This is a genomic window from Pseudoalteromonas luteoviolacea (genome assembly GCF_001750165.1).
Lineage (GTDB): Bacteria > Pseudomonadota > Gammaproteobacteria > Enterobacterales > Alteromonadaceae > Pseudoalteromonas > Pseudoalteromonas luteoviolacea_G.
This window is the reverse complement of sequence record NZ_CP015411.1, coordinates 1326038-1338712: the sequence shown is the minus strand read 5'-3', so window position 1 is coordinate 1338712 and position 12675 is coordinate 1326038. Positions and strand designations below refer to the sequence as shown.

The following is a 12675-nucleotide window of genomic DNA, read 5'->3' as shown; positions in this document are numbered from 1 at the left end:
TTAATGACTACTAGCCATTCATAATTCTTATTAAATCCTTTCGATTAATAAAATATTTCCGTATTACGGCGATTTGTCCTGTCTTTTTTCCCATCACACAATACAATAGCGTCGAAAAGGAGACAGCATGCAACAGCACACCAGTAAATCACTTATTTTCATCCTAGCCCTTTTAGTTATATTTTGCCCACTCGGTATTGATTTATACTTACCCGCCTTTGTCGATATGCAAAATGCCTTGGTAGTCAGCGAAGCAAAAATCCAACAGACCGTCAGCATTTATATGCTTGCCGTAGGTCTTGGACAATTGATTGCGGGGCCACTAGCAGACAAGTATGGACGAAAGCCAATCGCGCTTTCAGGGGTAAGCCTATTTATGGTCGGCGCAGCATTGGCAACGGTTGTCGAGTCATGGGAGTCTGTGATGTTTGCTCGAGTACTGCAAGGACTTGGCGCATGTGCCACTTTTGTCAGTGCTTTTGCCATTGTTCGGGACAGCTTTGGCAACAAAGGCAGTGGACAAATGATCACTTACTTAAATGGTATAGTCTGTTTTATCCCTGCGCTCGCGCCTATTTTAGGGGCCTGGCTTACTGTTGAATTCGGTTGGCGTAGCAACTTCACATTTTTGTTTGCTTTTGCTGTATTTGGGCTTGTCTTGTTGTTTTTTATTTTTAAAGAAACGAAGCCGGAAGATTCCATTTATAAGGGACACATCTTAGATTTACGTCGGTTTGGGCCTATGATAGGCAATCCGAAGTTCATATTTAACGCTTCTATTACCATGGTATGTATGTCTGCCATGCTCGTATTTGTGGTTGGCGCACCAGGCTGGATAATGTCCCACTTAAACCTGCCTATGGCGGACTTTACTTTCTGGTTCGCACTCAATGCATTCATTAGTATCGTATCCAGTTTTGTTGCTCCACAATTTATTAAACGCAATAGCCGCCGAGCATTACAGTTTGGCTTAACATTATTTTGTGGTGCAGGCATGATCACGTTGGCCCTGCCACAAACTGGCGCAGCCTATTTCATGTTACCAATGTATATCGCATCTATCGGATTTGCTTTTACCATTGGTGCTGCAGCTGGAAACGCACTGGCTGAGTTTCCAAAACAGGCAGGTACCGCTTCAGCATTAATAGGTCTTATGCAAATGAGTGGTGCGGGATTACTTGCCATCTTAACACAGCCATTGGGGCTCATTGCCCCCTTGCAATTAGCGTTACACCTATGTTTAGGATTGCCGTTCTTACTGCTGCTCTTTTCGAAATATAGACAGGCATTACACAGTGCCAATTAACATGACACTTTTTTCTATTCCGTCGTAAATCTGTCATATGAGAGAGGTAAACTGTTTCTAATAGCTGCACAGGCTGTTGTTTGGAAGGCATAGCACTTCTTTTTAGCATTTATTTATATCGAATCAATATCCCCCAACCTTGTTATGCGGGTTTTATAACTCGCATAGTTTTTAAAAATTGCAATAAAACAGTTTCAATCTTCTTCCGAGTGATTAAACTACCCTCTAACTGTATTACATTTAATCTACTATGCTGAATCCTGAATTTTTAATTTCGTTCCTATTTGCAAGCTTCATTATTGCCGTAGCACCGGGGCCTTCAAATGCATTTTTAATGGCACAAACCTTTACGCATGGTAAAACTGCAGGAATGCAAAGCGCATTAGGCTTTGCACTCGGTGGAGTGGTGCACACTATTTTTGCCGTAATTGGACTGTCTGCTATTTTAAAAGCGTCAGAGACGGCCTACACAGCCGTTCAGTATCTTGGTGCCGGATATCTTGCTTATCTCGGAATAATGACCTTTAAAGCAACCTTATCGAATACCCATGACGAACACTCTGAGGGTGATAATAGTACACCGAGCAAATCCAGTAAGAACGTGACTTTTCAAGCCATGATGACCGAAGTACTCAACCCCAAGGTCGCACTCTTTTTTATCGCCTTTATCCCCCAATTTGTTGATACCAGTTTAGATACTTCCACAACCGTTCAATTGGCATTATTTGGTCTACTCTACCCCATATTGGCCTTTCCTGTAGATTGTGTATATGTATATGGTGGAGATAAGATTGCCGGCTACTTTCGCACGCACCCAAGTGCGCCTATTTGGATTGATAGAATTTCGGCAGCCATCTTTATCGCATTAGCTGTAAACCTCCTACTGTAAGGAAAGATATGAAATACACACAAGCTAAAATACCTGCGACTAAACGTATTGCTTTGGTTGCCCATGATGGCAAAAAATCAAGTATGGCTCATTGGTGCAAAACACATAGAGCTGTTTTGGCGAAACATATTTTGAATGCGACCGGCACAACAGGTGCATTGATAGCATCACAAACAGGGCTAGAAGTTACACAGCTAATGAGCGGGCCAATGGGCGGAGATCAACAAATAGGGGCCAAAATTGCTGAGCAACAAATAGACATGTTGATATTCTTTTGGGACCCTTTGTCATCTCAGCCCCACGACCCTGATGTTAAAGCCCTGTTGAGGCTCGCTGCTGTTTGGAATATTCCAGTGGCGTGCAATGAAGCCAGCGCAGATATGCTACTGACTTCAACTTTGATGAATACTGAGCTGCCAAGAACACAGCCCGATTATTCAGCGTATATTTCTAATCGTATTCGTTAACGATAAATCCGCTCAGCCCACTTTGTTAAGCCAGCGGTGACACTACCGAAGTTGTCACCGTTCAACATTGGGGTATCGCCCAACTTTGCCTGTAATGCACTTTTTAACAAAGGCGATTGTGCACTGCCCCCGGTCAGATAAATTGCATCAGGTTTAGTACCGGCGTCTGAAATCGCTTGCTCGGCAAGTGCCACAACTTGCTGCAAACTTGACTCAACAGATTCGGTTAATTGAACAAGATCGAGGTTTTGCACCAATTCATTTTCAATAAATGATAAATCAACTTGATGCGCACTATCATCACTCAACGCAATTTTCGCAAGTTCAGCTTGCCTGACAAACTGATGTGTCATCTTGTTTGCTTGGATCACTTGCAAGCGCTTTAGCTTTTCAGGCTCACAGACATCACGCAGCATGGTATTCAGCTCACGACCAAAGGCACCGCTGTAAAAATCACTCTGCAATTGAATGTCATTAATTTTGCATGCTTGCCAAAAAGCTTGTTTTGGCAGTGGTAGGCCGGATTTAAACTGTCCGCCTAAACCACACACAGGCATTAACTTATGAAATGCAAGAGCAATGTCTAAATCGTTGCCCCCGATCCGTTTCCCCGTATGCGCCAAAAAGTGGGCACTTCGATCTTCACAATCCCGATAACTTGGGCCCATTTGTACAAATGAGCAATCACTGGTACCACCACCAATATCAACCACGAGTACTTTTTGATCCTGTTGCAGATCTGATTCAAAATCAATACCAGCGGCCAAGGGTTCATAGAGAAACTCAACATCAGTGAAACCCGCACGTTTCGCCGCTGTGGTTAAAATGGATATCGCTTGGCGATTACTATCCTCTCCCCCGACAGCTTGGAAATTAACAGGGCGGCCAATCACCGTTTGTGTAAGCGCTTTACCTAAGTGTTGTTCAGCGCGGGTTTTGAGCACTAAGATCATGGCTGTGGCAATATCTTCAAAAAATGCGATTTGTTCAGGCTTCAGTCCTATTGCACCAAAGAATGACTTTGGCGATTTAACAAAATAGCCCTCTTCTGGCATAGAGATGTATTCTTCAATCGCTTCTTGACCAACAAAAACGCCCGTTTCTTGTGGCATCAAGCCTAAGTCGCTACGAGCAAATTGTGCACTTTTCAATATGCCATTTCTCTGTGCTCTGAACTGGGACTGTGCACTCTCTTGAATGCCCTTTGCAACATATTCAGAGATAAGCGAGTTATGTAGTGCATATAAAGTTGAAGGAAGGTAACACTTCGAGTTTTCCAAAGGGATCAACTCGACCGCACCTGCGCGCATTACACCCATTGCACAATTTGAGCTACCATAATCAAACCCAACGACCATTTTTACCTCGCATTCGCTCGCAAAAAAGGACGAAATTTACCATAGCTCAAATAGATTTAAAAGACTCTCGCTCCTTACAAAGCATCACGTGTGCGTAAAAAGCTGGCAAATCGTGGTTTGCCGTATTTGGTAAGCCCTTGGTATTGAAATGTTATTGTACTTCCGATAGCGGGCGGGGACATACGCTGCTCGTCTGTGAACCCTGTACCGATGTTAAATATAACCCCTTCCATCGTTTTAACCCTGATTGCGCCCATCATTCCCTGATATTTACCTTTACCTGGTAAATACGCCAACACAATCGCTTCCGCATCAAACTTTGGTTTATATTTGAGCACCTGAGCTGTTCTCCCAGCCTGATGGGTTGCTTGTTTTTCATGTAATATTACCCCCTCACCACCACGCAACAGAACCTGAGTATAAAATTCATCTAATTGAGCTTTATTCGTAAAATGGTGCTGAGGAATAGGCTTCACATGGATACTGTGTAACCCGTTAACAATACCTTGATATTTTTCAAAGCGTTGCTCAAAGGTCAACAGCGGATCTGGGGCATCAAAAATAAGGTAATGAACCTGCTGCCAATTGTCATGATCAGGCACCTTTCTGCGCACCAAACTACTGACAAACGCAAAGTTGTTATACCCTGCCCATAATTCTCCATCCAGCCAACGATTAGGTAATACGGCTGTAAACCATTTTGGAGCATGAATTATATGCCCAGAGCGGGTTTTGAGCAGCTTGCCATCCCAAATTGCACGTACACCATCATACTTTTCACTTATCAAATAATCACTGACGGGTTTTTGCTTCTCATACTCTTTAGCAAGTTGAACATCTGGTGCAATATTAGAAAAAGAAGTGGGGCTGGCGCAAACAATAAGGGCTGTACAGAACCCAAAAAAGACGTGTTTCATGCTACTTTCCTTTGCAGATAAAAACAAAAAATAAAAGCCATCACAGCTAAACATCTTGTCAGCTTTTCAATGGCTCTTATTTAAAATAGCACCTTTAATCAACTTGTACAGTTTAACTCGGCTTTACGATTTGCTGCCACATTGCATCCAAGCTTTCGCTTCGCCATGTAGCTTTGGAAAAATCTTGGCCTGCTGAGTGTAAATGGGATATCACCACCGTTTTCAATCCTGCAGCGGTAGCAGATGTTAACCCTGTTTGTGAATCTTCTACGGCAATGGCATCTTGTGCGTTAATATTAAGCTTGGACATAGCCAAACAATAGGGCTCTGGATGTGGCTTAGGGTTAGTGACATCATCCTTGCAGACAATGCATTCAAAAAATTCTAACAACCGATAATGTTTTAACACAGGCATCGCTTCATCTCGTGTGCTGCCTGTTACCAATGCCAACGTATAATGCTGCGCACACAGAGAAAGGACATCGACAGCATGGGGCATCAGTTTAGGCTTTTGACTAGCAGCCGTTTCTATAAACTGAAGATTTTTTTGTTTGGCGAGCTCATCACCTGAATAACGTAGATTGTAGCGCTGCTGTAAAATATGGCCCGTTTTGACAGTGGGCACGCCTGAAAATTCATCGCAAAAATCAGCCTCACTAATAAAAATATCAAATGGTGCCAAAACCTTACACCAGCTGGTGTAGTGGAGCGCTTCTGAGTCTACCAACGTACCATCAAAATCGAACAATATTGCCTGTAAACCCATAAACACTCCTTTTTTATTTAACCTTTTAATGCAGTCGGCGGCTCCGCATAAGCTTCTTCACCCGTCTCCACTTCAACTAATTCATAGCCACGTTGTTTGCGCACAACTTTAAGTACAGGCTTTTCAAAAGCAGACTTAAGTCTATCAGAATCCGCTTGTAACTCTTCAATTGTGTGACCAAAAGGAGCGGCACCTGTCTCTGACCAATTAGTCACTTTACCATTGATATTGTATTCAACTTCATGAATTTGGTATAGCGGTGACTCACTATCTTTACCTTCACAAAAAATCACGCGATAGTTCCAAAACCCAGACATGTTTAACTCCTCTTACTAAAACTACGATGCGACTGTATCAGCTAATTCCGACAGTTGCATTAAAGAAATAAAAAACCCGTGTTATTTATCCAATAACACGGGTTTAAAATTGACTAATTCATTTCAGTTACAAATTAAAAGAAACGAACCTTGAACTCAGCACCAATGAAGCGCTCTTCATTCAACATACCAGTAAGGTTGTTGAAATCCACACCACCAATTACACGCTGTGTATCAAATAAATTACGTACAAAAACAGATGCTTCGTATTCGTTGTCACCCGAAGCCCATGCGTAACCTGAACGCAGACCTACTTCAAACAGTTCTTTACCAGTAAACTCTGCTGCTCTATACAAGAAAAAGTCGATTTTACTTCGGTAAGATGCATCTGCATATGTGAAGAACTCACCATCGCCAATCTCTGTCGAATAACGAAGCGTTGCATTCACAATCCACTTTGGCGCATGAGGTAATGAGTTACCGTCAATATTTGCAATCTCATCCATGCCATCGCCATCAGCTGCAAATGGGTTAGCTACTTGACGGAATGGGTCTTGAATCGTACATGCAGATCCACAAGCACCCACTTCAAGATCGGCATCATCTAACTCTGTTTCGTTATAACTTAAGTTAAACGTTGCGTTTAGTTCATCAGTCAGTACCCACTCAGTATCAAGTTCAAAGCCGTAACCATTCGTCTTATCAGCATTAAGTAGACGGTTAAAGTTTGCACCTCCACCAACAGCGGTTAATTGCTGATCGCTCATCTGGTAATAGAATACAGTTGCATTAACACGACCTTGGCCGTCTAGCACATCTGACTTTACACCAAACTCAATTGAGTTAGTTGTTTCAGAGTCAGCAACAGTCACTACATCACCAAATAAGATACGACCTTGAACACTTGGTGCTCTGAAGCCGTTTGCCAAACGAGCAAATAGATTAACGTCATCAGTTAATTTATAAGTTGCACTCAAATCCCAGCTAACGTGGCTGTCACTTGGATTAGCAGTACCCACTAAAGAGTCAGCCGCTCCAACTGGGCTCTTAGTGCGCTCTGCACGGAACTCTTTTTCATCATCCGAATAACGGAGACCTAGAGTGACATCCAACTGATCACTTACTGTATAGTCAAATGAACCGAAAACTGCCCAAGCTGACGTTTCTTGTGTTTGTACAGCATAACCGTTTTGTAATCCATATGCGCCAGCGGTTGCATCAAAAACAGTTGTATCATAACTAAAGCTTTCAATGGTCATGTCTTCTTCAAATAAGAAAACGCCAACTTGATAGTTAAAATCGCCAGAGTAATTACTAGAGAGACGTAATTCTTGCGTATATTGGTCATGGTCAGGTAAACCATCAGCAGTTTCTGATGGGAAAGCAATTACACCTGGACCAGATTGAGGTAAAAATACTGCACCATATCCACCATCAATGTCTGCACGAGAGTAAATCTCAGCACTTTCCCAAGCAGTGATTGACGTCACTGTGTGTTCAGCAAGATCCCACTCAAGCTTTAAACTTAAGCCTTGCGTTTCTACTTGCTGTGTCGCGCGTGATGCAGCATCATGGTATACGACATCATTGTCATAAGCTGGGTTGATGTTGTTCGAACCTTTCTCAATTAGATTTGCACGGAAAGGGATTGGACGACCGTCAAGGTCACGGACGTGATAGTTTAACAAACCTGTAAAATCATCACCTTCGTATAAGAATTGAATACGTGCTGCTTTTTCGCTGTAACCGCCTAATGAGTCATCTTTAGCGAACTCATTTGTCACACCTTCAGGAGAGCGAACATCAATGTAGTCTGGCTGCTCTTGCCATAATACAGATACACGTGTAGAAATTTTGTCAGTTAGACCTGTGCCTACAGCACCTTCAAAGTCAACAGACTCACGGCTACCATATGCCACTGACGCATAGCCATCAAACTCTTGGCTTGGCTTTACAGAGTCAAATTTAACTAGACCAGCTGGCGTGTTACGGCCAAATAAAGTGCCCTGTGGACCACGTAATACTTCGATACGCTCAATATCAAAAACAGGGAAGCCTTTTAGGATAGGGTTTTCTTGGACAACTTCATCAACCACAAGTGAAACAGGCTGAGATGCATTCAAATCGAAATCGGTGTTACCAAGACCGCGAACATAAAAGCGCGGGAATGTACGTCCAAACGAAGATTCAACCGATAAGCTCGGGATCTTAGCGTTCATAAAGCGGATATCCATACCAGCAGAACTATAGGCGTCTAAATTATCACCTTGTAATGCAGACACTGAAACTGGCACTTCTTGTGCATTTTCAACCCGTTTACGTGCGGTGATTTGAATCACTTCCAGTTGATTGCTTTTCGCTTGCTCTTCTTCAGCTAGCGTAGTGAATGAAGTACCTGCCACAGCAGAGAACAACGTTGCATTGATTAAAGTTGCTAACGTAGATCTTTTCATTGCTTTCATGTTGGTTTTTGACCTTATTAATGCACTCTTTGAGTTCAACGGTATATTTGGGCGCCGTATCACATTGGCTATGGCGTTCAATTTTGCGCGTTGATGACAAACAACGCGGACCTCGATCTCGAGAGTGCAAAACGACAAAACGAGGCTGAACGCGACGGGCGTAATTATAGCAGCATATTTTTAAAATGCTTCTAATAAACACATAAATTACACACATTTTCACAACGTTCGACGACGTTAGGTCAAATTTAACAACTTTTAGCTACAAAAAGCGGACATTTGTCCTTATAAACTGTTCAACACTATGTTCCAGAAATTATTTTTTACCCAATTAGTAAACAAAAGATCAATATTTCATTGATGAAGCAAAATAAGGTCAAACTAGTCTCTGCAATAAAAAAATGAAATATCTTTAGTTTGCACTGATGACCATCGCCCAAAATGGTAACCGGTGTCATGAAAGCTTTGTTATCTTATCGAACTGTAGATTGAGATAAGAGGACATTAGACCTCTGCTATCACATTACAACAGATAAAAGTAAGAACACACCACAGCCCAATAGTTCAAAAGTGGAATTAAATTTTTATTCAAAATAACATAGAGGCACAGCAGGCATGACATATAGACTGCAAAATTACATAACTTTACTCAAGGTATGTTATTTCGATTGCAGTCCTAGGAACATTAACAGGAAGGAGAATGAAGCCCTTTATAAGTAGACTTGTGTGTCCTAGGACAATACTCTATCACGGCCACACCAGCAGTAGGAAAAATAGGCATCTCACCAGGTACAAGTTGATCCACCATATAACTGACGATCGGCATATGAGCAACAATCAGCCAATTATCTAACGCCTCATTCATACTAATAAGCGTTTCAAGATAATCAACAGCAAAAGAAGCATTACCGCTGGGTATCACATCGTTACAGGTCTCTGTATAAGCAAATTCATTGCTTTGCTTTACGGCTTCAGCTGTCTGTTGTGCGCGAGAATATGGGCTTACGAGTAATGCATTTGGTTGATATGACTGAGATAACCATTTTCCCATTTCGAACGCTTGTACTTTACCTCGTTCGGTCAGTAAGCGAGCGGCATCATCTGCCTGCATGGGGCCGGCTTCACCATGACGCATTATCAATATTGTTTTCATAGCTCTCCGAAAAGTATTGGTTTTTTATCTCTATTCAGTAGTAAACCTAGTTGCATGTCCGCTATATTAAAACAAAATACTTAGAACTGGTAAGTGGTTTACTACTTTTAAGACTGTCTCACTTCTTATATCGGCGGCGTAAACTTGAAATTAAGCAACAATGATAATAAACAATATAAGCACATAACACTGGACAATGGTCTTAGGGTTTTACTCATAACCGACCCGAGTAGTGAGAAGTCCGCTGCCTCTTTAACTATTAATGTAGGCCACTTCGACGATCCAGTTGGTCGCCAAGGCATGGCCCACTTCATTGAGCATATGTTGTTTTTAGGTACAGAGCAATACCCAATTAAAGGGGAGTTCTCGCAAATTGTTAGTCAAAGTGGAGGAAACAGCAACGCTTGGACGGGCACAGAGCACACTTGTTACTTTTTTGACTGTCTTAGCACCAAGCTAGACCACCTACTTTCGCGCTTTTCTGACTTTTTCATTGCCCCCTTGTTCGAGCAAAGTGCTTTGACGGACGAGCGCAATGCAATCGATGCTGAGTTTAATCTCAAAGTCAAAGATGATAACCGTCGAATTATTCAAGCCCACAAAGAAACTGCCAATCCAGCGCACCCTTTTACCAAGTTTTCAGTTGGAAATCATGACACGTTAGGCGATAGCCATGGGGATATCCGACGAGAAATCATCAGCTTTTTTAAACATCACTACCAAGCGCAATGGATGACCTTAGTTATTGCTGGCCCTCAAAAGACTAACCAGTTAGAGAAGCTTGCTCATACTCACTTTACGGCTATTAAAGGAAATATTAAGCATCTAAAACCGCAAATATCGGTGCCCTTCTACCGCCCAGAAGATCTTGGGATAAAATTACATATCAAACCAAGGAAACACTTACAGAAGCTTATTGTCAGCTTTGCAATGCCCAATATTGATGAACTTTATCGCTATAAAAGCTTAAGTTTTTTAGCTCACTTGCTTGGGTATGAAGGCGAAGGCTCGCTCTATGCAATACTTAAAAAAAATGGCTGGATAAATGCTTTGTCTGCAGGCGGCGGAGTCAACGGCAGTAACTTTAAGGACTTTAATATCAGCTTTGCCCTGACAGACTTGGGAATTGAATTTTACGAAGATATCGTCGAACTCTTATTTGAGTATATCAGCTTGATCAAAGAGCAACAGCAGATACTGCCAGCATTATACGCGGACAAAAAACAATTGATGGAATTGGCTTTCGATAATCAGGAAGTGAATAAGCTCATCGATTGGGTCAGTAATGTTAGTGTGAATATGCATCATTATAGTCAAGAGTACACACTTTATGGCGACTACTGCATGGAACATTTTAACCAAAGTCTTCACACTGAATTATTAGGTTATCTATCCCCTAACAATATGCGACTCGTCTTAATACATCCAACAGCAATCGATGAGGAAGGCGCTGTCAATAAAATCGCTCAATGGTACAACACGCCCTATCAAGTCGCTCAAATAGATAAAGAGTGGCTTGAAGCACTATCCCGCGTACACGAACCTTTGCCCGAAATGCGCCTTCCCAATGTCAACCCGTATCTAAGTAACGAAAATACTTTGTATGATATTGAGTCAACAACCCATATTCCGAGTCAATTACAAGAAAGACCGGGGTTCGCATTTTGGTTTAAGCAGGATGCAACATTCAGAGTGACTAAAGGGCATTTCTACCTTGAAATCGATTCTGAAGCGTCTATTTCTAACCATAAAGCAATGGCACTTACACGACTATTTGCTGATTTGTTTATGGATAGCGTTGCTGAGCAGTTTTATTCAGCAGAACTTGCCGGACTCAGCTATCACCTCACATCACATCAGGGAGGACTAACACTTCATACAGCGGGGTTATCGTCTTGCCAGTTAAAATTAGTATCTCAGCTTGTAGAGGCATTACAAAAGCAGCCTATCAGTGCTGCTCGATTTGCAGAATATAAAAAGCAATTGATACGTCATTGGCAAAACCATAACAAAAACAAGCCAGTCAGTGAGCTGTTCAGTATTTTAGGCGCAAAGCTCATGCCGTGGAACCCAACACCAAATGATCTCGCCAAAGCGCTTCAAAACGTCTGCTTTAATGAATTTAATTCATTTCGAGAGTCATTTTTTACCTCCATTCATGCAAAAGCATTTTTACATGGTAATTGGCAGCTGCAACATGCGGTTGATATTAAGCATCAACTGCTATCCAATTTTGCCAAAAGTGAAATTTTGGAAGACTTAAAAAAGCCGCTCAATACAATTGAGACGTACTATGAGGCTACTCTGACTAATGAGCAAAGCGAGCATGCTTTTATCCACTATATTCAAGCCCCAAATCACAGTGTGCAAGATAAAATAAAAATCATGGCTTTCAACCAGCTGGTTAGCCAACTCTACTTTGAAAAACTACGCACAGAACGCCAGCTTGGTTATTTAGTAGGCGCAGGTTACGCACCATTTAATAATAGAGCAGGCATTGCCTTTTATATTCAATCGCCTAAATTTAATAGCGGTGAACTTTTCCAGCAACACCAATCTTTTATTGATGACTTTGTTACAAATATAGACGATCTAGATGGTTCACATTGGACAGATGTAAAATCAAGTCTTCAATCACAAATTGCAGAAAAAGATAAAAACTTGCGTTTACGGTCTCAACGTTTTTGGATAGCGATAGGTAATGAAGATCATACTTTCACGATGCAAGCCCAATTGTTAGAGGCTTTAGAGCACCTCACATTTAGCGAGCTCAAGGATTTCATCTTTACTGTCACCAAAAAAGATTTTCCAAGTATTACATTGCGTATAAATTAAGGCTGTAAATTCCCCCTGGAGCGATACTTAATAGGGCATCGCTCTCTGTCGAACAGCTTCCCCTTTAACATCGCAACAAAAAAGGTACAAAAAACCTTAAATCTACCTAACTCTTTCCACATTTCATCAATTATGCTTTGACTCGGGCTAGTTATTTCGATTAGATTAACGATGAATGTTTTAATCTTGTACACTATGGTATATA

The 12675-nt window shown here is 41.7% G+C and carries 10 protein-coding genes; 4 read left to right on the top strand and 6 right to left on the bottom strand.

The window, feature by feature from the left end:
* Nucleotides 1-127: 127 nt before the first annotated feature.
* The 3 genes from S4054249_RS05845 (at nt 128) to S4054249_RS05835 (ending at nt 2662) form a co-directional block, all read left to right on the top strand.
* Entirely contained in the window at nt 128-1306 is a 1179-nt protein-coding gene (locus S4054249_RS05845; RefSeq protein ID WP_046356615.1) for a multidrug effflux MFS transporter, read from the top strand.
* A 250-nt stretch (nt 1307-1556) separates the two neighbouring features.
* Entirely contained in the window at nt 1557-2195 is a 639-nt protein-coding gene (locus S4054249_RS05840) for a LysE family translocator (RefSeq protein ID WP_046356616.1), read from the top strand.
* A gap of 8 nt (nt 2196-2203) precedes the next feature.
* Nucleotides 2204-2662 carry a methylglyoxal synthase gene (locus tag S4054249_RS05835; protein WP_046356617.1) on the top strand — a complete coding sequence of 153 codons (459 nt, stop codon included), beginning with the start codon at nt 2204-2206 and terminating at the stop codon, nt 2660-2662.
* Here the strand turns inward: S4054249_RS05835 and yegD are convergent.
* The 6 genes from yegD to sixA form a co-directional block, all read right to left on the bottom strand.
* Entirely contained in the window at nt 2659-4020 is a 1362-nt protein-coding gene (gene yegD, locus S4054249_RS05830; RefSeq protein WP_046356618.1) for a molecular chaperone, read from the bottom strand. The genes S4054249_RS05835 and yegD overlap by 4 nt on opposite strands.
* A 74-nt stretch (nt 4021-4094) precedes the next feature.
* Nucleotides 4095-4937, bottom strand: a complete 843-nt coding sequence (locus tag S4054249_RS05825; protein WP_046356619.1) for a DNA ligase — start codon at nt 4935-4937, stop codon at nt 4095-4097.
* 112 nt (nt 4938-5049) lie between these two features.
* Nucleotides 5050-5703: an HAD family hydrolase gene (locus S4054249_RS05820; RefSeq protein WP_046356620.1), complete on the bottom strand. Its 654-nt coding sequence runs from the start codon at nt 5701-5703 to the stop codon at nt 5050-5052.
* Between the two features lie 17 nt (nt 5704-5720).
* The gene (locus tag S4054249_RS05815; protein WP_046356621.1) at nt 5721-6020 is read right to left on the bottom strand and encodes a hypothetical protein; all 300 of its coding nucleotides are present in this window, start codon (nt 6018-6020) and stop codon (nt 5721-5723) included.
* Between the two features lie 134 nt (nt 6021-6154).
* The gene (locus tag S4054249_RS05810; RefSeq protein WP_046356622.1) at nt 6155-8482 is read right to left on the bottom strand and encodes a TonB-dependent receptor; all 2328 of its coding nucleotides are present in this window, start codon (nt 8480-8482) and stop codon (nt 6155-6157) included.
* 685 nt (nt 8483-9167) lie between these two features.
* Nucleotides 9168-9635: a phosphohistidine phosphatase SixA gene (sixA, locus tag S4054249_RS05805; RefSeq protein ID WP_046356623.1), complete on the bottom strand. Its 468-nt coding sequence runs from the start codon at nt 9633-9635 to the stop codon at nt 9168-9170.
* A gap of 144 nt (nt 9636-9779) precedes the next feature.
* Between sixA and S4054249_RS05800 the strand changes: the two genes are divergently transcribed.
* Nucleotides 9780-12470, top strand: coding sequence for an insulinase family protein (locus S4054249_RS05800; RefSeq protein WP_046356624.1), 2691 nt, complete (start codon nt 9780-9782; stop codon nt 12468-12470).
* The last annotated feature ends 205 nt before the right edge of the window (nt 12471-12675 follow it).